This is a genomic window from Aquabacterium sp. (assembly GCF_044226965.1).
Taxonomy (GTDB): domain Bacteria; phylum Pseudomonadota; class Gammaproteobacteria; order Burkholderiales; family Burkholderiaceae_C; genus Pseudaquabacterium.
Genome location: NZ_JBGAGA010000090.1, coordinates 1 through 22,726, shown reverse-complemented (window position 1 = coordinate 22,726; position 22,726 = coordinate 1). Strand labels below are relative to the sequence as shown.

Here is a 22,726-nt window from a genome sequence, read left to right as displayed (position 1 = left end):
GCGGGTCGACATTGAAGCCCTGCTTCAGCACCTTGACGTCCACGTCGGGCTTGAGCCCGAGCTTGCCCATCCAGTTCAGGAACGGGTACTCGTTGCCGCCGAACCAGACGCCCAGCGTCTTGCCCTTGAAGTCCTTCGGGCTCGAGACGCCGCTGGCCTTCTTGCAGGTGAGCATCAGGCCGGACTTGTCGAAGATCTGCGCGATGTTGACCAGCGGCACGCCCGCCTCGCGCGCGGCCAGCGCGTCGGGCATCCAGTTGACGATGACGTCGGCCTGGTTGCCGGCGATCACCTGCACCGGCGAGACATCCGGGCCGCCCGGCTTGATGGTGACGTCCAGGTCGGCGGCCTTGTAGTAGCCCTTGGCGGCGGCCACGTAGTAGCCGGCGAACTGCGCCTGCGGTACCCACTTCATCTGCACCGTCACCTTGTCGGCCGCCTGGGCACCGAAGGCAGCGAACACGGCCAGCGCCGCCAGCGCGAAGCGAATCGAGCGTTTCTGGGTCTTCATCAAAGCCTGCTCCTGTTGAAATGGAGGCCGCATCATGCCGCGCTAGCGCGCCGAGCGGACCGAGGGATGCCAGAACGCGACGCGGCGTTCCAGCTGAACCAGCAATGCATAGGCGACCGAGCCGGTGACCGCCGCCACCACGATGGCCGACCACACCAGCGCCATGTTCATGCGCGCCGCTTCGGTGCTGATGCGAAAGCCCAGGCCCTGGGTCGGCGAGCCGAAGAACTCGGCGACGATCGCGCCGATCAGCGCCAGCGTGGCATTGACCTTCAGCGCGCTGAAGAGGAAGGGCATCGCGGTGGGCAGGCGCAGGTCGAGCAGCGTGCGGCCGTAGCTCGCGGCATAGGTCTGCATCAGTTCGCGCTCGAGCTTGCCGGCGGCCTGCAGCCCGGCCAGCGTGGACACCAGCATCGGGAAGAAGGTCATCAGCACGACGACGGCCGCCTTGCTCGGCCATTCGAAGCCGAACCACATCACCGCGATCGGCGCCACCGCGACCAGCGGCACGGTGCTGGTCAGCGAAGCCAGCGGCAGCAGCCCGCGCTGCAGGAAGGGCGCCCGGTCGATCGCCACGCCGACGCCAAAGCCCAGGCCGCAGCCCAGCAGCCAGCCCACCACCACGGCCTTCAGCACGGTCTGCACGAAGTCGCCGGCCAGCACCTCCCAGCGCTCGAGCAGCGACTGCAGGATGAACGAGGGGGCCGGCAGCAGCACGCGCGGCACGTCGTACAGCAGCACCGACACCTGCCAGAAGTACACCACCCACAGCCCGAACAGCGCGGCGGTGGCGCTGCCCAGCCAGCGCGGGCCGTCGAGGGCTGCGGTCCGCTGCACGCTGCGCGCGGCGAGTGCCAGGATCAGCAGCAGGCCGGCGGAGAAGGGCCAGGGCACGCCGCTCTCGGGCGCCGCTTCGGGGACCAGCCGCCACAGCACGAGCGCCGCGACCAGCGCCGCAGCGAGCCAGGCCAGCGCACTGCGCAGCGCGGCCGCGGACACGGGTGTCGTCGCTTCCGTCATGCTCAGCCCGCCGCGCGCCGCGAGCGCAGCGCCAGTTTCTCGACACCACCGACCGCGACGGTCAGCAGCAGCCCCAGCAAGGCCGACATCACCAGCGCGGCCCAGATCGCCACCGTGTTGCCGTAGTACGAGCCGGTGAGCAGCCGCGCGCCCAGGCCGGCCTGCGCACCGGTGGGCAGCTCGGCCACCATGGCGCCGACCAGGCCGGCGGCGATGGCCACGCGCAGCGAGGGGAACAGGTAGGGCAGCGCCGCCGGCACGCGCAGCAGCCAGAACGACTGCAGGCGCGAAGCGGCATAGGTGTGCATCAGCTCGGTCTCGATGCGCTGCGGCGAGCGCAAGCCCTGCACCATCGCCACCGTCACCGGGAAGAAGCACAGATACATCGCGATCGTGGCCTTCGGCGCCACGCCGCTGAAGCCCAGGCTGCCGAGGATGACCAGCACGATCGGCGCGATGGCCAGCACCGGCACGGTCTGCGACGCGACGATCCACGGCAGCAGCGCACGGTCGAGCGTGCGGGAATGGACGATGGCCGCGGCCAGCGCCACGCCGAGCAGGGTGCCGAGCACAAAGCCGACCAGCGTCGACTGCGCGGTGACGGCGACGTGGTACAGCAGGTTGCGCGGCGAATCGAGCGGCCAGTCGAGCAGGCTGTGCCACAGCTCCAGCGCCACCTGGTGCGGCGCGGGCAGCACCGGGCGCTGCATCTCCAGCGTGGTGGCAATCAGGTCCAGCGTGCTGTACGGCCCCTTGGGCGCGAGCACGCGCTCGATCGCACCGGCCGCATTCAGCCCGACGCTGCCGACGTACCACAGCAGCAGCACTGCGGCCAGCATGGTGGCCACCGGCATTGCGCGTTGGGCGAGCAGGCTACTCTTCATCGGCGCCATGGCCTTCGGCGAGACCCTCGCGGACTTCGTGGGCGAGGGCCATGAACTCGGGCGTGTCGCGCAGGCCGAGGTGGCGCTCGTCCGGCAAGGTCGAGTCGATGACCTTCAGGATGCGGCCGGGCCGCGGCGACATCACGACGATGCGCGTCGACAGGTACACGGCCTCGGCGATCGAGTGCGTGACGAACACCACCGTGCGGCGCTCGCGCTGCCACAGCTGCTGCAGCTGCTCGTTGAGCCGGTCGCGGGTGATCTCGTCGAGCGCGCCGAAGGGCTCGTCCATCATCAGCAGCTTCGGTTCGAAGCCCAGCGCGCGCGCGATCGACACGCGCTGCTGCATGCCGCCGGACAACTGCCACGGGTACTTGCGCTCGAAGCCCGTGAGGCCCACGCGCGCCAGCTGCTCGCGCGCCACCGCCTCGCACTGGGCCTTGCTGCGGCCCTGGATCTGCAGGGGCAGCATCACGTTGGCCAGCACGGTGCGCCACGGGAACAGCGCCGGCGCCTGGAACACATAGCCATAGGCCCGCGCCAGCCGTGCTTCACGCGGCGTCATGCCGTTGACCCGCACCTCGCCGGCGGTGATGGGTTCGAGGTCGGCGATCACCCGCAACAGCGTGGTCTTGCCGCAGCCCGAAGGCCCGATCAGCGAGATGAACTCGCCCTGGCCGATCTCGAGGTCGACCTCGTGCAGTGCGCGCACCGGCGCATCGGCCGCGGGATAGACCACGCTGGTGCGCCGCACCGAAACGGCCACCTCGCGCGCAGCGGGCGTGGCTGAAGGAGACAGGCCGGACAGCCTTTCTGGAGCATTCATCGACAAGGGCAGCGGGCGCTTGGGCGGCGTCTGTGATCTGACCAAACGGTCAGGTTCATTGTCGCCGACGAAGCCAGATCCGTGCCATCCTGCACGGCCGCGGCGCCTCCGGATCTACCCCCATACGGTGCGTCGACGGGTTCGCGACGCACCGCCACCGATCAGGCGGTGCCGGGCTGCGGCCACCAGCCTGCCGCGCGGATCTCGCGCTCGGCCTGCGCCGCATCCTGGAAGTGGATGCCCTGCCAGCCGGCGGCACGGGCCGCGGCGATGTTGGGCGGGTGGTCGTCGAGGAACACCAGCTCGTCCGGCTCGGCCCCGAAGTGCGCAGCCGCGTGGGCGAAGATCGCCGGGTCGGGCTTGATCAGCTGCACACGGCTCGAATACACGCCACTGCGGAAGCGCTGCATGAAGCCGTGGCTGCGGCTCAGGTGCGCGGCAAAAGGCGCCGGCATGTTCGACAGGTAGTGCAGCGTCGCACCGCGGGCATGCAGGCGTTCGAGCAGGTCCACCGACGCGGGGATCGGTGCCAGCTCGGCAGGGGCAGCCTCGATCAGCTGGTGCAGCTCGGTCTCGGTGAGGCCGGTGCGCGCCGCAATGCGCCGCGCCAATTCGGGCGCATCGACCGTGCCGCGGTCGAACTCGCCCCAGTCGCCGGTGTAGCCCTGGAACACCTGCTGCACCCAGTGCTCGGCGCGGTCCTGGTCGGGCGCATGGTGCGGCCAGACCTGGCGGATCAGCACGGCCGGGCGCCAGCGGAACACCACGCCGCCGAAGTCGAAGACGATGCGCTTGGGGGTCGATGTGCTCATGCGGCGGTCAGGCGTTGCAGCAGCCCGGCGGTGGAGCCGTCGAGCCCGGCGGTGTCGCCGCTGGCCAGCCGCGGCAGCAGGTCGTTGCACAAGGCCTTGCCGAGCTCGACGCCCCATTGGTCGAAGCTGTTGAGGCCCCAGATCGCGCCGCTGGTGAACACGCGGTGCTCGTACAGCGCGATCAGCGCGCCCAGCGCCCGCGGCGTCAGCTGATCCAGCAGCAAGGTGGTGCTGGGCCGGTTGCCCGGGAAGCTGCGGTGGCGCGCCAAGGTCAGCGGGTCCAGCGTCGGCGACGCGGTGGGCGCCTTCTCGCGCTGCGCGGCCTCGGTCGTCTTGCCCAGCATCAGGGCCTGGCTCTGTGCCAGGCAGTTGGCCAGCGCCTTGCGGTGCAGATCGGCGTGTTCGTGGGTCGGCCGCTTCACCGCGATGAACTCCACCGGCACGACATCCGTGCCCTGGTGCAGCATCTGGAAGTAGGCATGCTGGCCATTGGTGCCCGGCTCGCCCCAGACCACCGGGCTGGAACCGTTGGGCAGCGGCTGGCCGTCGAGGTCCACACACTTGCCGTTCGATTCCATTTCCAGCTGCTGCAGGTACGCCGGCAGGCGCTTCAGGCCCTGGTGGTAGGGCGCGACCGACCGGCTGGTGAAGCGATGGAAGTTGCGGTACCAGACATCCAGCAGGCCCAGCTGCACCGGCAGGTTGGTCAGCAGCGGCGCGCCGGCGAAGTGCCGGTCCATCGCATGCGCGCCGTCGAGCAGCGCACGGAAATTGTCGGCCCCGATCGCGATGGCGATGGGCAGGCCGATCGCGCTCCACAGCGAGTAGCGTCCGCCCACCCAGTCCCAGAAACCGAAGGTGGTGCTGATGCCGAACGCGGCCGCCGCCTTCAGGTTCGTCGTGGCGCCGACGAAGTGGCGCGCGATGTCGCTGCCCCCTTGATCGAGGAACCACTGCCGCGCGACCGCCGCATTGGCCATCGTCTCCTGCGTCGTGAAGGTCTTGCTGGCGATGATGAACAGCGTGCGCTGCGCATCGAGCCCGCGCAGTACCGGCGTGATGTCGTGGCCATCGACATTGCTGACGAAGTGGCTGCGGATGCCGCGGTGGCACCAGGCATCGAGCGCCGGCACCACCATCTGCGGGCCCAGGTCGGAGCCGCCGATGCCGATGTTCACGACGTCGGTGATGCCGCTGGCCGAGGTGTCGCGCACGCGCTCGGCAAAGGCCAGCATCGCGTCGAGCACCGCGTGCACGTCGTCGCTGAAGGGCCCCTGGCCACGCGGCGCGCGCAGCGCGGTGTGCAGCACGGCGCGGCCCTCGGTGCTGTTGATCGGCTCGCCGGCGAACATCGCGTCGCGCCGCGCCTCGAGCCCGCATTCCTGCGCCAGCTCGACCAGCAGCTGCCGCGTCACGCGGTCCCAGCGGTTCTTCGACAGGTCGGCGAAGACCTCGGGCGCCTGCAGCGAGAAGGCCTCGAAGCGGTCGGTCTCGCGGCCGAAGGCCTCGCGCAGGTCGAAGTCGCGGCCATGGGCCTCGAAGTGGCCGCGCAGCGCGGCCCAGGCCACCGTGGTGTCGCAGCGGATCATGACTGCAGCGTCCGGATCATCGCGTCGAGCTTGGCCGCATCGGCGGCAAACGCGCGAATGCCCTCGGCCAGCTTCTCGGTGGCCATCGCGTCCTCGTTCAGCGCGAAGCGGAACGCGGCCTCGTCGTAATGCACTTCCGGCAGCGCGGCGGCACGGGCTGCGGCGGGGTCGAGCCGGCGCTGCAGCGGTGCCTCGCTGGCCTGCAAAGTGCTCAGCAGCTCGGGGCTGATGGTCAGCAGGTCGCAACCGGCCAGCGCGGTGATCTGGCCGACGTTGCGGAAGCTCGCGCCCATCACCTCGGTCCGGATGCCGAAATGCTTGTAGTGCTGGTAGATGCGCTCGACCGACTCCACGCCGGGATCGTTGGCGCCGGCGCGTGCGGCTTCGTCCCAGGCCGCGCCGGCCTGCTTCTTGTACCAGTCGTAGATGCGGCCGACGAAGGGCGAAATGAGCTGCACGCCGGCATCACCGCAGGCCACCGCCTGGCAGAACGCGAACAGCAGCGTCAGGTTGCAGCGGATGCCTTCGCGTTCGAGTGCCGCGGCGGCCTGGATGCCTTCCCAGGTGGCGGCGACCTTGATCAGCACGCGCTCGCGGCCGATGCCGGCGCGCTCGTACAGGCCGATCAGGCGGTGCGCGCGGGCGATGGTGGCCGCGGTGTCGAAGGACAGCCGGGCATCGACCTCGGTCGACACGCGGCCGGGCACGACCTTCAGGATCTCCAGGCCGAAGCGCACCAGCACCTCGTCGACGATGGCGTCGAGCGCTTCGCCGCGGTGCGCGGCCACCGTCTCGGCCAGCAAGGGCGCGTAGTCGGGCTGCTGCACCGCCTTCAGGATCAGCGACGGGTTGGTGGTCGCATCGCGCGGCGCGAACTGCGCCAGCTGCTTGAAGTTGCCGGTGTCGGCCACCACGGTGGTGAAGGCCTTGAGTTGATCGAGCTGGTTCATCGCGGAGGGGTCCATCGGGCTGCAGCGCCGGGGCCGGCGCCGCCCGAATTAGACCGCGATTGCCGGCGAGCGGGTTTCCTCGGCGTTACGGCGGCGCCCGAGGCGGCGCTGCCCCACCAGGCGCTGGATCAGCGCGGTGACCACCGACATCAGCACGATCAGCGCGGTGCAGTAGGCCAGTGCCAGGCCGTAGTCGCCATTGCCGACGCGGCCGATGATGTAGGTGGTGGCCAGCTCGTTCTCGGCCGTCACCAGGAAGATCACCGCCGACACGGTGGTCATGCTGCGCACGAAGCTGTAGACCAGCGCGGCCACCAGCGCGGGCTTGAGCAGCGGCAGCACCACATGGCGCAAGGTAGCCGCGGTGCCGGCGCGCAGCATCGTCGAGGCCTCGTCCAGCGAAGGGTCGAGCTGCTGGAACGCCGCCGCCCCGGCGCGCACGCCCACCGGCAGGTTGCGGAACACGAAGCACAGCACGATGATCAGCCCGGTGCCCGTCAGCTCGAAGGGCGGCACGTTGAAGGCCAGGATGTAGCTCACGCCCAGCACCGTGCCGGGAATCGCGAAGGCGAGCAGCGCGGCGAATTCGAAGGCCCGCTGGCCGGCAAAGCGGTTGCGGGCCAGCAGCCAGGCGATCAGCAACCCCAGCGCGGCGCACAGCGGCGCCGCCAGCGCCGCGAGCTTCACGGTGGTGAACAGCGAGTTCCACGCCGTGCCGGCCCACACCAGGCCATGGGTGCCCCACTGCAGGTCGAAGGCGGTGCGGAAGTGCGCCAGCGTCGGCGTGTAGTCGCGGCCCCAGGTCTTGACGAAGCCGCCGATCAGCGCGAACAGGTAGACCACCAGCGTGAACAGCAGCCAGGGCCCGGCGAGGCCGATGCACCAGCGCTTCAGGCGCGGCGGCAAGGCCAGCGCGACGCCGGCGTCGCCCTTGCCGGTGACCGTGGTGTAGCGCGCGCGGCCCAGCACGCGCTGCTGCAGCAGGAAGGCAGACAGCGCGAAGCCGCTGAGCACCAGCGCCAGCGACGCGGCACGGCCCTGGTCGAACTGCGCGCCGACGATGGCAAAGAAGATGTCGGTGGACAGCACGTTGTACGAGCCGCCGACGATCACCGGATTGCCGAAGTCGGCCATGCTCTCGATGAAACCGACCAGGAAGGCATTGGCCAGGCCCGGCTTCATCAGCGGCAATGTCACGCTGCGGAAGGTGTGCCAGCCGCTGGCACGCAAGGTCTGCGCGGCCTCTTCCAGCGAAGGCGCGATGCCCTGCACCACGCCACGCAGGATCAAGAAGGCGATCGGGGTGAACGCGAACAGCTGCGCCAGCCAGATGCCGAACAGGCCATAGAACCAGCGCGAGGGCGTGATGCCGAAGGCCGCCTCCAGCGCCTGGTTCACCAACCCGGCGCGGCCGAACAGCAGGATCAGCCCGAGGCCGACGACGAAGGGCGGCATGATGATCGGCAGCAGCGCCAGCCCGTTCAGCACCGGCGCCAGCCGCGTGCGGCCGCGCTCGGCCCACAGCGCGATCAGGCTGCCCAGCACGGTGGTGCCCACGCCGGTGAGCAGCGCCAGGAACAGCGTGTTCCAGGCCACGCCGCAGCGCGTGCCACCGGCCAGGCATTGCAGGCCCCAGACGCGCTCGGCCCCCAGCCGCTCGACCAGCGCGGACGCGGACCAGGCCCCCACTTCGTCCTGCAGCGCGCCGACCAGCGCCTTGGCCACCGGCAGGCCGACGAACAGCAGCAGCAGCGCACTGCACAGCAGCACCGACGAGGCGACGAACACGTCGCCGCGGAACGCGCCGCAGCGCGCCAGGCCGGCACCGGCCAGCATCAACAGGCTCAGCAGCACCAGTGCGCCGCCGATGCCGATGCCCGGCTGGCCGGTGGCCAGCGGTCCGAAGAGGGCCGCCAGGCCATCGAAGGCCCAGCCGCTGGCGCCGATCGCGAAGCCCGCGGCCAGCAAGCCGATCACGGCACCGCCGCCGGCACCCAGCAGCCAGCGGCCCTGCGTGCGGCCCGGGGGCAGGGTGCTGGCCAGGGCCGCCAGCAGCAGCCCGGCGGCACCCAGCGCCAGCCAGGGCCGGCGGTGCACCAGCAGCTGCACCAGGCCGCTGGCGGTGTCCGCTCCGCCCCAGGCGGCCGCCGTGGCGGCCAGCAGGCCCTGGTCCTGCGGCAGGTACCAGGGCAGCCCGACGAAGGCCAGCGCGCCCAGCAGCACCCAGGCGCGCAGGGCACCGGTGGTGGTGCCGACTCTGGCGCCAGGTGTTGGCCGCTGTTCTTGCACGCTAGCGCGGCAGCGAGTTGACGTCCTTCTCCCAGCGCGCGATCAGGCGCTTGCGCTCGGTCGAGGCGCCGTACTTCGCGTAGTCGTAGTTGATGAACCTGATCTGCTTGAAGTTCGGCACCCGCGGGTCGACCGGCGTGGCCTTGTTCGACGGCAGCTGGAACTGCTTGGCCGCGGCGCCGAACTGCTGGGCCTGCGGCGTCAGCGCCCATTCGTAGAACTTCTTCGCGTTCTCGAGGTTGCGCGCGCCCTTGATGATCGACATCGAGCCGATCTCGGCGCCGGTGCCCTCGCTGGGCGTGACGGTGGCCACCGGGAAGCCCTGCATCGCCTCACCGGGGCCGTCGTGCACGAAGCTGATCGACACCGTGCTCTCGCCGCGCGCCACCGCCTTGATCGGCCCGGTGCCCGAGCGCGTGTACTGGGCGATGTTCTTGTGCAGCGCCTTCATGTAGTCGAAGGCCTTCTCCTCGCCCATCAGCTGCACCAGCGTGGCCACCATCGTGTACGCCGTGCCGCTGGAAGCCGGGTTGGCCACCTGGATCTCGCCCTTGTACGCGGGGTTCAGCAGGTCGGCCCAGCTGCGCGGCACCGGCAGCTTCTTCTTCGCGATCAGCTCGGTGTTGTAGCCAAAGCCCAGCGGACCCGAATAGTTGCCCACCGTGCGGTAGCCCGACTGCGACGCCTGCTGCTGCGCCCAGGCATGCAGCTGCGGCAGCGCCGGCGACTTGTATTCGAGCGACAGGCCCTGCTCGGCCGCCTGCAGGTGCGGGTCGCCAGTGCCGCCGAACCAGACATCGGTCTTCGGGTTCGCCCGCTCGGCAATCAGCTGAGCCAGCGCTTCGCCCGAGCCCTTCAGCGACAGGTTGATCTTCACGCCGGTGGTCCGGGCGAACACCGTCTGGATCATGTTGCACCACTCGGCCTGCACCGAGCAGATCACGTTGAGCTGGCCGGCGTCCTGGGCCCGGGCGGCCGGTGCCAGCAGCAGGGTGGCGGCCAGTGCCGCCAGGGCGGGCCGCAAGCGGAATCGCGTCATCGAGATGTCTCCGTCCGTTCTCGTCATGAAGCATCCTAGCCAGGCCCTCGGCAGGTGCGCCATCGGTGACAGCCACAATGGGACGATGAAAGCTTCGAGCCGCTGCGCCCGCGCATTGCTGTCGCTGATGGTGGCATGCGCCTGCCGGGCCGAAACGCTGACCGTCGGCCCCCCGGGCCAGGGTTTGAGCTTCCATCAAGCGGCCCGGCAGGCTCGCGATGGCGACACGATCGACGTGCTGCCCGGCACCTATCGCGGCGATGTGGCGGTGCTGAACCAGCATCGGCTGCTCATCCGCGGCATCGGCGAGCGCCCGGTGTTCGACGCTGACGGCCGTGACGCCGAGGGCAAGGCGATCTGGGTCGTCCGCAACGGCGACATCACGATCGAGAACATCGAGTTCCGCGGCGCCCGCGTGCCCGACCGCAACGGCGCCGGCTTGCGCTTCGAGCAGGGACGACTGACGGTGCGGCGCTGTGCCTTCGTCGACAACGAGAACGGCATCCTCACCGCCAACGTCGGCGATGCCGAGCTGACGATCGAGGACAGCCTGTTCGCGCACGCACCGCGCACGCGCGGTGCGCTGCATCACCTGCTGTACGTCGGCCGCATCGCCCGGCTCGCCATCACGGGCAGCCGCTTCCATGACGGCTTCGGCGCGCACCTGATCAAGTCGCGCGCGCGCGAAAGTCGCATTGCCTACAACCTGATCGTCGATGGCAAGAACGGCGAGGCCTCCTACGAAATCGACCTGCCCAATGGCGGCTCGGCGCAGATCATCGGCAACGTGATCCACCAGAGTGCCAGGACCACCAACCCGGTGCTGGTGGCCTACGGCGCCGAAGGCGATGCCTGGCCCGGCAGTTCGCTGGCGATGGCGCACAACACGCTGGTCAGCGATGCCAGCGGCGCTTGGTTCCTGCGCGTGTGGCAGGACCGGCTACCGAAGGGCCTGCCGGTGCGCGTGATCAACAACCTGACGCTGGGCATCGGCGTGCTGAGCAGCGGCAACCCCGGCCGTTTCGATGGCAACTACCCAGCGCTGCGCAGCATGCTGGTGGACATCGATGCACTGGCTTACGGCCTGTTGGACGGCGCGCTGCTGCGCGGCCAGGGCGTCGACCCGCGGTCGATCGACGGCAGCGACCTGAACCCGCGCGCCGAATTCACGCTGCCGATCGGCACGCGCCCGATCGAGGCGCCGCGCGACTGGAGCCCCGGCGCCTTCCAGCGTTGACCCGCCGAAGAAACTGCGGCATCATGGCGGCTGTAACCGAGTTACACCACCAACGCACCCCATGTCCTTCGACCTCGTCTTCTTCGGCGGCACCGGCGACCTTACCTGGCGCAAGCTGATGCCCGCGCTGTTCCAGGCCTTCCGCCACGGCAAGCTGCCGCCGGGCGGACGGATCCTCGCCGTCGCGCGCGACGAGCGCAGCGACGACGAGTACCGCGCCTTCATCAAGGAACGCTTCGTCGAGGTCGAACCGGCCAAGCAGCCCAGCAGCGAGGAGTTCGCGCGCTTCGCCGACCTGCTGCACTACCGCCGCATGGACCTCTCCAAGCCCGAGCACTACGCCGGGCTCAAGGACTGGGTCGACCAGCGCGGCGCCGACACCGTGGTGCTGTACCTGGCCACCGCGCCCTACCTGTTCCCGGTGATCTGCGAGCAGTTGGGCGCCGCCGGCCTCAACGGCCCGCGGGTGCGCGTGGTGCTGGAGAAGCCGCTGGGCCACGACCTGGCCAGCGCGCAGCAGATCAACCGCGTGGTGCGCTCTGTGTTCACCGAGACGCAGGCCTTCCGCATCGACCACTACCTGGGCAAGCCCTCGGTGCAGAACCTGATGGCCCTGCGCTTCGGCAATGCGCTGTTCGAGCCGCTGTGGCGGCGCGAGAGCATTGCCAACATCCAGGTCACGCTGGCCGAGGCGCTGGGCGTGGGGACGCGCGGCGACTTCTACGACCAGACCGGCGCGCTGCGCGACATGATCCAGAACCATGCGCTGCAGCTGCTGACGATGATCGCGATGGAGCCGCCGTCGACCAACGATGCCGACGCCATCCGCGACGAGAAGCTCAAGGTGCTGAAGTCGCTGAAGCCCTTCACGCCCGAGAGCGTGGCGCGCGACGTGGTGCGCGGCCAGTACCGCGCCGGCACCATCGCCGGCCAGCCGGTGCCGGGCTACCTGCAGGAAGCCAAGGTGCCGGCTGCCAGCCAGACCGAAACCTTCGTGGCGCTGCGCACCGAGGTGCAGAACTGGCGCTGGGCCGGCGTGCCCTTCTACCTGCGCACCGGCAAGCGGCTGGCGGCACGGCAGGCGCAGATCGTCGTGAACTTCCGCCAGGTGCCGCACCCGATCTTCCCCGGCTCGGCGCGCGCCAACAAGCTGGTCATCAACCTGCAGCCCGAAGACGGCCTGGAGCTGCACCTGCTGGCAGCCAAAGGCAGCGGCCAGGGCGAGATGCTGGCGCCGGTGTCGCTGGACCTGGACTTCGACAAGGCCTTCACGACCGAGCGCGTCGGCGCCTACGAGCGCCTGCTGATGGACGCCATTGCCGGCCGCCTGAACCTGTTCGTGCGCAGCGACGAGCAGGAGCAGGCCTGGCGCTGGGTCGAGCCCATCCTCGACACCTGGGCCGCCGATCCCAACGGCCCGCGGGCCTATGCTGCCGGCACCTGGGGCCCGCCGGCTTCGAGCGCGATGGTCGCGCGCGACGGCTGCACCTGGGACGAAGAACAGTAGGCCATCCCGATGTCGATGCTGGAGCGCGTGAAAGCTTCCCTGCCGGCCCTGCCGCCGGCCGAGCAGCGTGTGGCCAAGCTGCTGCTGGCCGACCCGCGCAGCTTTGCCGAGCTGCCGGTGAGCGAACTGGCCGACCGTGCCCACGTCAGCAAGCCCACGGTGGTGCGCTTCTGCCGCAGCGTCGGCTACGACGGACTCACCGACTTCAAGCTCAAGCTGGCCGGCACCGTCAACGAAGGCGTGCCGTTCATCCATCGCGCGGTCGACGAGGACGACAAGCCCGGCGACCTGATCGTCAAGGTGATCGACAACGCGGTCGCCGCCTTCCTGAAGTACCGCAATGCCGCCGCCGGGCACGCGGTGGAACGCGCCATCGGCGCACTGGCCGCGGCCGCCGCCGGCAAGCACCGCATCGAGTTCTACGGCGTCGGCAACTCCGGCATCGTGGCGCAGGACGCGCAGCACAAGTTCTTCCGCCTCGGCGTCAACACCTTCGCCAGCAGCGACGGCCATGTGCAGCTGATGAGCGCGACGATGCTCGGCCCCGGCGACTGCGCGGTGGTGATCAGCAATTCGGGCCGCAGCCGCGACCTGCTGGACGCGGCCGACGTGGCGCGCCGCAAGGGGGCGACGGTGATCGTGATCACCGCCAGCTCGTCGCCGCTGGCCCAGTTCGCGCAGGTGAACAACCAGGTGCTGCTGGCGGCGGATCACCCGGAAGACTTCGACCGCTACAGCCCGATGGTGTCCCGGCTGCTGCACCTGACGATCATCGACATCCTGACCACCGGGGTGGCCCTGCGCCTGGGCCCGGCACTGCGGCCGATGCTGCAGGAGATCAAGCGCAACCTGCGCGCGAAGCGCTACGCGCAGGGCGAGTGAACGCGCGGCCGGTACGGCACCGGCCGCACCGCTAACGCGTGATCAGCGCGTCCACGCCATACAGGCTGGCCAGTGCCGTCAGCTTGGCGGGCAGGCCGACCACCTGCAGCGTCTTGCCGGCGGCGGCCGCGCTGCGCTGGCAGTCCAGCAGCACCGCGATCGCGGCCGTGTCCAGCGTCTGCAGCGCGCTGCCGTCCAGCACCGGCGCGGGGTCGTCGGCAATGGCCTGCTGCAGCCGGGCCAGCGCGGCCCGGGCGTCGCCCATCGTCAGCGTCGGCGGCAGCGCAATCGTGGCCATGCTCAGTTCTTCGGGCTCGCGGTGGACTTGTTCTTTTCGGCCAGGCGGGTGATCAGCGCATCGAGGCCGCCCGTGCTGAGGTCCTTCGCGAACTGGCCCTTGTAGGCCTCGACGATCCAGAATCCGCCGACATTCACGTCGTAGATCTTCCAGTCGTCGCCGGCCTTCTCGAGCCGGTAGTCGAGCTGGATCGGCTCGCCCTTGCCGCGCACCTCGGTGCGCACAACGAGGTCGCCATCGCCGGCGCCGCCGCGCAGCGGCTTCACCGCCACGCTCTGGTCCTTCACCTGCGTCAGCGCACCCGAGTAGGTGTTGACCATCAGCGTCTTGAACTCCTCCAGCATGCGCTTCTGCTGCTCCGGGGAGGCCGAGCGCCACTGCGGACCGACCGACATCGCGGTCATGCGCTGGAAGTTCACATGCGGCATCACCTTCGCATCGACCAGCGCGCGGATGCGGCCCACGTCACCCGCCTGGATGGCCTTGTCGGCCTTCACCGCGTCGATCACGTCGTTGGAAAGGGTGCGCACGAAGGCGTCGGGCGCCACGGCTTCCGCATGCGCCGCGGGCAGCCCCAACGCGCACAGCAGGCCGGCAGCAAGTATCCAGGATCGTCGCAACATCAGGTTTCCTTTCTTGGGCGGGCGCAGGCGGCCCGCGACTGGCTCAACGCGGCAGACCGCCTGGCGGTTCACTCGCCGCCCGGCGCAGACGCCGCTGCCGGCACCGGGGCAACCGGCGTGCCTGCGGTGGATGCCGCCGGCTCGTCTTCGTCAGGTGGGTTACCGTCGTAGATCAGGCTGCGGCGGCGCGCCAGGTACGCGTCGCGCAACAGGATGTACTTGTCCAGCGCGATGTCGTCGAGCACCCGGGAGGCATTGAGCAGCTTGACGCGCGTGTTCAGCAGTTGCAGCCCGGTGCCGGCGTTCTGGTCGCGCGTCTCGCGGAAGGCCAGGTTCGGTGGCGAAGCCTTGAAGTCAACCGTCAGCGCCGCCGCGTCGCGCAGCGTCGAGGGCCCGAGCAGCGGCAGCACCAGATATGGCCCGCTCTTGATGCCCCAGCGGCCCAGGGTCTGGCCGAAGTCCTCGACCTGGCGCCGCTCCAGGCCCAGTTCGTCGGCCACGTCCACGAAGCCCAGCACCCCGAACACGGTGTTGGTGGCCACGCGCATGCCCATCTCGAGCGCGGCACGGGGCTTGGCCTGCAGCACCAGGTTGACCGCCGACCAGGCATCCCCGATGTTGCCGAACATGTTGTCGATGCCGGTGCGCAGCCACTCCGGCACCACGGCGCGGTAGCCCAGTGCCAGCGGCTTGATGATCGCGCCGTCGATCGCCTCGTTGAACGCGAAGATGCGGCGGTTGAAGCGTTCCCAGGGATCCGCGCGCTCGGTGGTGGGCCCGGTGTTCTCCAGCGCCGGCGCGCGCCACGGCAGCGAGGCGCAGCCCTGCAACGCGGCCAGGCCGAGCAGCAGGGCCAGCAAGGCCAGCCAGCGGCGCGCGATCACTTCTTGGCCCCCGGGTCGGCGTTGCCGGCGCCGGCATCGGCGGCCTTGCTGAAAAGGAACTGGCTGATCAGGTTCTCGAGCACCACCGCCGACTGGGTCTGCTTGATGGTGTCGCCGGCCACCAGGTTCTTCTCGTCGCCCCCGGGCTCGAGGCCGATGTACTGGTCGCCCAGCAGGCCGGCGGTCAGGATCTTGGCCGAACTGTCTTTCGGGAACGCGTAGCTGCGCTGGACGTCCAGCGTGACCACGCCCTGGAAGGTCTTGGGGTCGAGCGCGATCGACTTGACCCGGCCCACCACCACGCCGGCTGAACGCACAGGCGCGCGCGGCTTGAGGCCGCCGATGTTGTCGAAGCGCGCCGTCAGCGCATAGGTCTCGCCGTTGCTGAAGCTGGTGAGGTTGGCGGCCTTCAGCGCAACGAACACCAGCGCCGCCATGCCCAGCAGCACGAACAGCCCGACCAGGATTTCGATGTTTCTCTTTGCCATGGTTTGCTCGCTTCCTTCGCGCCGGCTTCAACGCCCGGTCGAAAACATCAGCGCGGTGAGGATGAAGTCCATGCACAGCACGCCCAGCGACGAAATCACCACCGTGCGGGTGGTGGCGTAGGCCACGCCTTCGGGCGTGGCTTCGGTCTCGTAGCCCTGGTACAGCGCAACGGCCGTGCAGATGATGCCGAACACGAAACTCTTGACGACCCCGTTGCCGACGTCGCGCCAGACATCGACACCGTTCTGCTGGATGGCCCAGAAGTTGCCGGCGTCGATGCCGATCAGCCCCACCGCCACCAGCCAGGCCCCGAGGATGCCGATCGCCGAAAACAGGATGGCCAGCAGGGGCATCGAGATCACGCCGGCAATGAAGCGCGGGGCCAGCGTGCGCTGGCGCGGATCGATCGCCATCAACTCCAGCGCGGCAATTTGCTCGCCCGCCTTCATCAGGCCGATCTCGGCCGTCAGCGAGGTCCCGGCACGGCCCGCAAACAGCAGCGCCGTGACCACCGGCCCGAGCTCGCGCACCAGCGAGAGGTTGACCACCAGACCCAGCGACTCGGCCGCGCCGAAGGTGATCAGCGTGTTGTACAGCTGCAGCGCCAGCACGAAGCCGACGGCCATGCCCGAGGCCAGGATGATCACCAGCGAGCGGTTGCCGATGGCATGGATCTGAGCGACGACCAGGCCGAAGCGGCGCAACGACGCCGGCAGCGCCACCATCAGATCGGCAAAGAACATCGCGGCACGGCCCCAGCCGCGCAGCACGTCGAGCGCACGTGCGCCCAGCGCGGCCACCCAATTCATGCCGCCCCCCGCAGGCCGAAGTCTTCGGCCAGGTCACGCGCGGGGTAATGGAATTTCACCGGCCCGTCGGGTTCGCCGCGCACGAACTGGCGCACTTCGGGATCGGTGGAGGCCATCAGCTCGGCCGGCGTGCCCTGGGCCACGATGCGACCGCCGGTGGCCAGCAGCACCACGTGGTCGCTGATCGCCATGCACTCGGGCACGTCGTGCGAGATCACCAGCGAGGTGGCGCCCGTCGTGTCGTTGAGCGTGCGGATCAGTTTGGCGGCCACGCCCATCGAGATCAGGTCCAGCCCGGCGAAGGGCTCGTCGTACATGATCAGCTCGGGATCGAGCGCGATCGCCCGCGCCAGGGCAATGCGGCGTGCCATGCCGCCGGAGACTTCGCTGATCTTCAGCGCCGCCGCGCCGCGCAGGCCGACAGCGTTCAACTTCATCAGCACGATGTCGCGGATCAGCGGCTCGGGCAGGTCGGTCATCTCCCGCAGCGGAAAGGCGACGTTGTCGAACACCGTCAGGTCGGTGAACAGCGCGCCGAACTGGAACAGCATGCCCAGCCGACGACGCAGGCGATACAGCTGCGCGCTGTCATGGGTGTCGATGACCTCGCCATCGAACAGCACGCGGCCCTGGTTCGCCGCATGCACGCCACCGATCAGCCGCAGCAAGGTGGTCTTGCCGCAGCCCGAGCCACCCAGCACCGCCGTGACCTTGCCGCGCGCGAAGCGCAGGCTCAGGTTCTCGAGAATGGTGCGCCGTTCGTCATAGCCGAACGTGACGTGGTCGATCTCGATCAGGGCGTCGGAGCTCAAGGGTCGGGGGGGCGGGCCCGAGGGCCCTGGCGGTTGGCGACATGCACGGTTGGCGCCTCGGCCACAGTGCCGGGGCATTCTCGCACGCCGCGTTTTCCCGTACGGAGTTGTCCTGATACATCCAGGCAAAGCTCTGTATCGGCCTGGTAGCCGCAGATTGCTGCCCCGCAAACGGCAGGGGCCGCGCGCGGCGGCCCCAGGGTCAGCGGCCGGCGTGCGTCAGCGAGGCAGCGTGCTGCTGCCCATCAGGTATTCGTCGACCGCGCGCGCGGCCTGGCGGCCTTCGCGGATGGCCCACACCACCAGCGACTGGCCGCGCCGCATGTCGCCGGCGGCGAACACCTTGTCGACGTTGGTCCTGTAGCTGGCCCCACCCTCGGTGGCGGCGCGGGCATTGCCGCGTGCGTCCTTGTCGACACCGAAGGCCTCGAGCACCGTGGCCACCGGGTTCACGAAGCCCATCGCCAGCAGCACCAGGTCGGCCTTCCATTCCTTCTCGGTGCCCGGCACTTCGACCATCTTGCCGCCCTGCCATTCGACCTGCACGGTCTTCAGGCCAGTGAGCTTGCCCTTGCTGCCGATGAATTCCTTGGTGGCAATCGCGAACGTGCGCTCGCAACCTTCCTCATGGCTGGAGCTGGTGCGCAGCTTGTAGGGCCAGTACGGCCAGGTCAGCGGGCGGTTCTCTTCTTCCGGCGGCATCGGCATCAGCTCGAACTGCGTGACGCTCGCCGCGCCATGGCGGTTGCTGGTGCCCACGCAGTCGCTGCCGGTGTCGCCGCCGCCGATCACGATGACATGCTTGCCGTCGGCGCGGATCTGGCCCTTGACCTTGTCGCCGGCCACCACCTTGTTCTGCTGCGGCAGGAACTCCATCGCGAAGTGGACGCCGTCGAGGTCGCGCCCGGGCACCGGCAGGTCACGGCTCTGTTCCGAGCCGCCGGTCAGCACGACAGCATCGAACTGCGCCTTCAGCTCGGCGGCCGAGACGATTTCCTTCGCATCGTTGGTGACCTTGCTGCCCTCGGGCAGGTGGCCCACCAGCACACCGCAGCGGAACGTGACACCTTCGGCCTTCATCTGCTCGATGCGGCGATCGATGTGCGACTTCTCCATCTTGAAGTCGGGAATGCCGTAGCGCAGCAGGCCACCGATGCGGCTGTTCTTCTCGAACACCGTCACCTCGTGGCCGGCGCGCGCGAGCTGCTGCGCGGCCGCCAGGCCTGCAGGGCCGGAACCGACCACGGCCACCTTCTTGCCGGTCTTGTGCTTCGCCGGTTGCGGCTGCACCCAGCCCTCGGCCCAGGCACGGTCGATGATGGCGTGCTCGATCGACTTGATGCCCACCGGGTCGTCGTTGACGTTCAGCGTGCAGGCCGCTTCGCAAGGCGCCGGGCAGACGCGGCCGGTGAACTCGGGGAAGTTGTTGGTCGAGTGCAGCACGGTGATGGCATTGCGCCAGTCGCCGCGGTACACCAGATCATTGAAGTCCGGAATGATGTTGTTGACCGGACAGCCGGAATTGCAGAACGGTGTGCCGCAGTCCATGCAGCGCGCGCCCTGCACCTTCGCCTGGTCGGCATTCAGGCCGATGACGAATTCCTTGTAGTTCTTGACGCGCTGGGGCACGGGCTCGTAGCCCTCTTCCAGGCGCTCGTACTCCATGAAGCCAGTGACTTTTCCCATGATGTCGTCGTTCCTTGTCTTGCTTCAGGTCACTTGGCCGGCACGGACTTCGTGCCCTTCTTGTCCGACGGGCTGACAGCCTTGGCCTTCGCGATGGTCTCGTCCTTGGCCTTCGCCGCATTGATCTCGCCGAGCGCGCGCTTGTACTCGTTCGGGAACACCTTGACGAAGCGGCCACGGGCATTGGCCCAGTCGTCCAGGATCTCGCGCGCCCGCAGAGAGCCGGTCCAGCGGTGGTGGCTTTCGATCAGCGACTTCAGCAGCGTTTCGTCGGCCTCGTCCTTGTGCCACAGCGCCGGGTCGATGCTGGCTTCCTGCTCGGTGCGCGGCAGCACCTTCTCCAGCGACACCATTGCCGGGTTGCAGCGCTTGGCGAACTGGCCGTCCTCGTCATAGACATAGGCCACGCCGCCGGACATGCCGGCCGCGAAGTTGCGCCCGGTCTTGCCCAGCACCACCACCGTGCCGCCGGTCATGTATTCGCAGCCGTGGTCGCCGGTGCCCTCCACCACCGTGGTGGCGCCCGACAGGCGCACCGCGAAGCGCTCGCCCGCCACGCCGCGGAAGAAGGCCTCGCCCGAGGTGGCGCCGTACAGAGCGGTGTTGCCGATGATGATGTTCTTCACCGCATCACCGCGGAAGTCGATGCTCGGCCGCACCACCACGCGGCCGCCCGAGAGGCCCTTGCCGGCGTAGTCGTTGGCATCACCGATCAGGTACAGCGTGATGCCGTTGGCGAGGAACGCACCGAAGCTCTGGCCGCCGGTGCCTTCCATCTGCATGAAGATGGTGTGGTCGGGCAGGCCTTCGGGGCGCTGGCGGATCAGCTCGCCGGAGAGCATCGCGCCGACCGAGCGGTTCAGGTTGCGCGCGTCCTCCATGAACTGCACCTTCTCGCCGCGCTCGATCGCCGGCTTGCAGCGCTCGATCAGCTTGACGTCCAGCGCCTTGGCCAGGCCGTGGTCCTGGCTCTCGGTGTGGTAACGCGGCACATCAGCGGCCACCTGCGGCTGGTGGAAGATGCGGCTGAAGTCCAGGCCACGGGCCTTCCAGTGCGCGATGCCCTTCTTGGTGTCCAGCAGGTCGGCGCGGCCGATCAGTTCGTCGAACGTGCGGATGCCCAGCTGCGCCATGATCTGGCGCGCTTCCTCGGCAACGAAGAAGAAGTAGTTGACGACATGCTCGGGCTTGCCGGCGAACTTCTTGCGCAGCAGCGGGTCCTGCGTGGCCACGCCCACCGGGCAGGTGTTCAGGTGGCACTTGCGCATCATGATGCAGCCCTCGACCACCAGCGGCGCGGTCGCGAAGCCGAACTCGTCGGCACCCAGCAGCGCGCCGATCACCACGTCGCGGCCGGTCTTCATCTGACCGTCGGCCTGCACGCGCACGCGGCTGCGCAGGCGGTTGAGCACCAGGGTCTGCTGCGTCTCGGCCAGGCCCAGCTCCCAGGGCGTGCCGGCATGCTTGATCGACGACCACGGCGACGCGCCGGTGCCGCCGTCGTGCCCGGCGATCACCACATGGTCGGCCTTGCACTTGGTGACGCCGGCGGCGATGGTGCCCACGCCCACCTCGGACACCAGCTTGACGCTGACCGAGGCACGCGGGTTCGCGTTCTTCAGGTCGTGGATCAGTTGCGCCAGGTCTTCGATCGAGTAGATGTCGTGGTGCGGCGGCGGGCTGATCAGGCCGACGCCGGGCACTGAGTAGCGCAGCATGCCGATGTACTCGGACACCTTGCCGCCCGGCAGCTGGCCGCCCTCACCCGGCTTCGCGCCCTGGGCCATCTTGATCTGGATCTGGTCGGCCGACACCAGGTATTCGGTGGTCACGCCGAAGCGGCCGGAAGCCACCTGCTTGATCTTCGAGCGCAGCGAGTCGCCGGCCTTCATCACGTAGTCGGCCTCGATCACCTTGCTGCCGATCACGTCGGACACCTTCGTGCCGTCGGTGATGGCGATGCCCTTCAACTCATTGCGATAACGCGCAGGATCCTCGCCACCTTCGCCGGTGTTGCTCTTGCCGCCAATGCGGTTCATCGCGATGGCCAGCGTCGAATGCGCCTCGGTGCTGATCGAGCCCAGTGACATCGCGCCGGTGGCGAAGCGTTTGACGATCTCGCTCGCGGGCTCGACCTCCTCGACCGGGATCGCCTTGCTCGGGTCGACCTTGAACTCGAACAGGCCGCGCAAGGTCATGTGACGCTTGCTCTGGTCGTTGATGATCTGCGCGTATTCCTTGTAGGTCTCGAACTTGCCCGAGCGCGCGCTGTGCTGCAGCTTGGCGATGGCGTCCGGCGTCCACATGTGCTCTTCGCCGCGCGTGCGCCAGGCGTATTCGCCGCCGGCGTCGAGCATCGAGGCCAGCACCGGGTCGTCGCCGAAGGCCGCGACGTGCGTGCGCAGCGCTTCCTCGGCCACCTCGAACACACCGATGCCGCCGACCTGCGAGGCCGTGCCGCGGAAATACTTCTGCACGAAGTCCTTCTCCAGGCCGATGGCTTCGAACAGCTGCGCGCCGCAGTAGGACATGTAGGTCGACACGCCCATCTTGGACATGATCTTCGACAGGCCCTTGCCGATGGCCTTGACGTAGTTGTAGATCGCCTTCTCGGCCGAGAGCTGGCCGGGCAGTTCGGCATGCAGCGAAGCCAGCGTTTCCATCGCCAGGTACGGGTGCACGGCCTCGGCCCCGTAGCCGGCGAGCACCGCGAAGTGATGCACTTCCCGCGCCGATGCAGTCTCGACCACCAGGCCGGCCGTCGTGCGCAGGCCCTCGCGCACCAGGTGATGGTGGATGGCCGACAGCGCCAGCAGCGCGGGAATCGCCACCTGGTCGCGGCGCATGCGCCGGTCGGTGATGATCAGGATGTTGTGGCCGCTCTTGATCGCGTCCACGCTTTCGGCGCACAAGGACGCAAGCTTGGCCTCCACGCCTTCGCGGCCCCAGGCCAGCGGGTAGGTGATGTCGATCTCGTAGGGCTTGAACTTGCCGTTGGTGTGCTTCTCGATCGCGCGCAGCCGCGCCATGTCGTCGAAGTCGAGCACCGGCTGCGTCACTTCCAGCCGCATCGGCGGGTTCACCGCGTTGATGTCCAGCAGGTTCGGCTTCGGGCCGATGAAGCTGTTCAGCGACATCACGATCGCCTCGCGGATCGGGTCGATCGGCGGGTTCGTCACCTGCGCGAACAGCTGCTTGAAGTAGTTGAACAGCGGCTTGTTCTTGTCCGACAGCACCGCCAGCGGCGAGTCGTTGCCCATCGAGCCGATGCCTTCTTCGCCGGCGGTGGCCATGGGCGCGAGCAGGAACTTGATGTCTTCCTGCGTGTAGCCGAAGGCCTGCTGGCGGTCGAGCAGCGATTCGGCGAACTCGCCGGCGCCGCCGCTGACTTCCACCGTGTCGAGGCGGATGCGCACGTTCTCGATCCACTGGCGGTAGGGCTTGGCGAACGCGAACTGGTTCTTCAGTTCCTCGTCGTCGACGATGCGGCCCTGCTCCAGGTCGATCAGGAACATTTTGCCCGGCTGCAGGCGCCACTTCTTGACGATCTTGTTCTCGGGGATCGGCAGCACGCCCGAT

At 68.9% G+C, this 22,726-nt stretch carries 20 protein-coding genes; 3 read left to right on the top strand and 17 right to left on the bottom strand.

Translation table 11 applies throughout. The annotated features are described in order from the left end of the window. The 9 genes from ACILR4_RS26110 to ACILR4_RS26070 form a co-directional block, all read right to left on the bottom strand. The coding region (locus tag ACILR4_RS26110) for an ABC transporter substrate-binding protein (RefSeq protein WP_395703826.1) at window positions 1-511 on the bottom strand (511 nt) is incomplete at its 3' end. A gap of 42 nt (window positions 512-553) precedes the next feature. After that, window positions 554-1,531, bottom strand: coding sequence for an ABC transporter permease (locus tag ACILR4_RS26105; protein ID WP_395703825.1), 978 nt, complete (start codon window positions 1,529-1,531; stop codon window positions 554-556). Window positions 1,532-1,533: 2 nt separating this feature from the next. Next, window positions 1,534-2,415 carry an ABC transporter permease gene (locus tag ACILR4_RS26100; protein WP_395703824.1) on the bottom strand — a complete coding sequence of 294 codons (882 nt, stop codon included), beginning with the start codon at window positions 2,413-2,415 and terminating at the stop codon, window positions 1,534-1,536. Further along, the gene (locus tag ACILR4_RS26095; RefSeq protein WP_395703823.1) at window positions 2,405-3,241 is read right to left on the bottom strand and encodes an ABC transporter ATP-binding protein; all 837 of its coding nucleotides are present in this window, start codon (window positions 3,239-3,241) and stop codon (window positions 2,405-2,407) included. The genes ACILR4_RS26100 and ACILR4_RS26095 overlap by 11 nt, the downstream gene beginning before the upstream one ends. A 161-nt stretch (window positions 3,242-3,402) precedes the next feature. After that, on the bottom strand, window positions 3,403-4,053 hold the full coding sequence (locus tag ACILR4_RS26090; RefSeq protein ID WP_395703822.1) for an HAD family hydrolase: 651 nt from the start codon (window positions 4,051-4,053) through the stop codon (window positions 3,403-3,405). Beyond that, window positions 4,050-5,642: a glucose-6-phosphate isomerase gene (gene pgi, locus ACILR4_RS26085; RefSeq protein WP_395703821.1), complete on the bottom strand. Its 1,593-nt coding sequence runs from the start codon at window positions 5,640-5,642 to the stop codon at window positions 4,050-4,052. Before pgi ends, ACILR4_RS26090 begins: the two co-directional genes overlap by 4 nt. Next, window positions 5,639-6,592, bottom strand: coding sequence for a transaldolase (gene tal / locus ACILR4_RS26080; RefSeq protein ID WP_395703828.1), 954 nt, complete (start codon window positions 6,590-6,592; stop codon window positions 5,639-5,641). Before tal ends, pgi begins: the two co-directional genes overlap by 4 nt. Before the next feature lie 48 nt (window positions 6,593-6,640). Then, entirely contained in the window at window positions 6,641-8,881 is a 2,241-nt protein-coding gene (locus ACILR4_RS26075; RefSeq protein WP_395703820.1) for an ABC transporter permease, read from the bottom strand. A 1-nt stretch (window position 8,882) separates the two neighbouring features. Next, entirely contained in the window at window positions 8,883-9,920 is a 1,038-nt protein-coding gene (locus ACILR4_RS26070) for an ABC transporter substrate-binding protein (protein WP_395703819.1), read from the bottom strand. A gap of 85 nt (window positions 9,921-10,005) precedes the next feature. Between ACILR4_RS26070 and ACILR4_RS26065 the strand changes: the two genes are divergently transcribed. From ACILR4_RS26065 to ACILR4_RS26055, 3 genes are all read left to right on the top strand, one after another. Beyond that, a complete protein-coding gene (locus ACILR4_RS26065; RefSeq protein ID WP_395703818.1) occupies window positions 10,006-11,157 on the top strand; it encodes a hypothetical protein in 1,152 nt (383 codons plus the stop codon). Between the two features lie 61 nt (window positions 11,158-11,218). Beyond that, a complete protein-coding gene (gene zwf / locus ACILR4_RS26060) occupies window positions 11,219-12,664 on the top strand; it encodes a glucose-6-phosphate dehydrogenase (RefSeq protein ID WP_395703817.1) in 1,446 nt (481 codons plus the stop codon). A gap of 15 nt (window positions 12,665-12,679) precedes the next feature. Continuing rightward, complete coding sequence (locus ACILR4_RS26055) at window positions 12,680-13,546, top strand: MurR/RpiR family transcriptional regulator (RefSeq protein WP_395703827.1); 867 nt, start codon at window positions 12,680-12,682, stop codon at window positions 13,544-13,546. Between the two features lie 31 nt (window positions 13,547-13,577). On the opposite strand, the gene ACILR4_RS26050 is transcribed toward ACILR4_RS26055, so the two are convergent. The 8 genes from ACILR4_RS26050 to ACILR4_RS26015 form a co-directional block, all read right to left on the bottom strand. Beyond that, window positions 13,578-13,844: a lipid asymmetry maintenance protein MlaB gene (locus ACILR4_RS26050; RefSeq protein ID WP_395703816.1), complete on the bottom strand. Its 267-nt coding sequence runs from the start codon at window positions 13,842-13,844 to the stop codon at window positions 13,578-13,580. A gap of 2 nt (window positions 13,845-13,846) precedes the next feature. Then, on the bottom strand, window positions 13,847-14,467 hold the full coding sequence (locus ACILR4_RS26045; protein ID WP_395703815.1) for a phospholipid-binding protein MlaC: 621 nt from the start codon (window positions 14,465-14,467) through the stop codon (window positions 13,847-13,849). A 68-nt stretch (window positions 14,468-14,535) separates the two neighbouring features. Beyond that, on the bottom strand, window positions 14,536-15,351 hold the full coding sequence (locus tag ACILR4_RS26040; RefSeq protein WP_395703814.1) for a VacJ family lipoprotein: 816 nt from the start codon (window positions 15,349-15,351) through the stop codon (window positions 14,536-14,538). Then, window positions 15,348-15,839: an outer membrane lipid asymmetry maintenance protein MlaD gene (gene mlaD / locus ACILR4_RS26035; RefSeq protein WP_395703813.1), complete on the bottom strand. Its 492-nt coding sequence runs from the start codon at window positions 15,837-15,839 to the stop codon at window positions 15,348-15,350. Before mlaD ends, ACILR4_RS26040 begins: the two co-directional genes overlap by 4 nt. A 27-nt stretch (window positions 15,840-15,866) precedes the next feature. Continuing rightward, window positions 15,867-16,649, bottom strand: a complete 783-nt coding sequence (mlaE, locus tag ACILR4_RS26030) for a lipid asymmetry maintenance ABC transporter permease subunit MlaE (protein ID WP_395703812.1) — start codon at window positions 16,647-16,649, stop codon at window positions 15,867-15,869. After that, window positions 16,646-17,461, bottom strand: coding sequence for an ABC transporter ATP-binding protein (locus ACILR4_RS26025; protein WP_395703811.1), 816 nt, complete (start codon window positions 17,459-17,461; stop codon window positions 16,646-16,648). The genes mlaE and ACILR4_RS26025 overlap by 4 nt, the downstream gene beginning before the upstream one ends. Before the next feature lie 219 nt (window positions 17,462-17,680). Then, complete coding sequence (locus tag ACILR4_RS26020) at window positions 17,681-19,147, bottom strand: glutamate synthase subunit beta (RefSeq protein WP_395703810.1); 1,467 nt, start codon at window positions 19,145-19,147, stop codon at window positions 17,681-17,683. Window positions 19,148-19,176: 29 nt separating this feature from the next. Beyond that, a partial coding sequence (locus ACILR4_RS26015; protein WP_395703809.1) for a glutamate synthase-related protein occupies window positions 19,177-22,726 on the bottom strand: 3,550 nt, incomplete at its 5' end.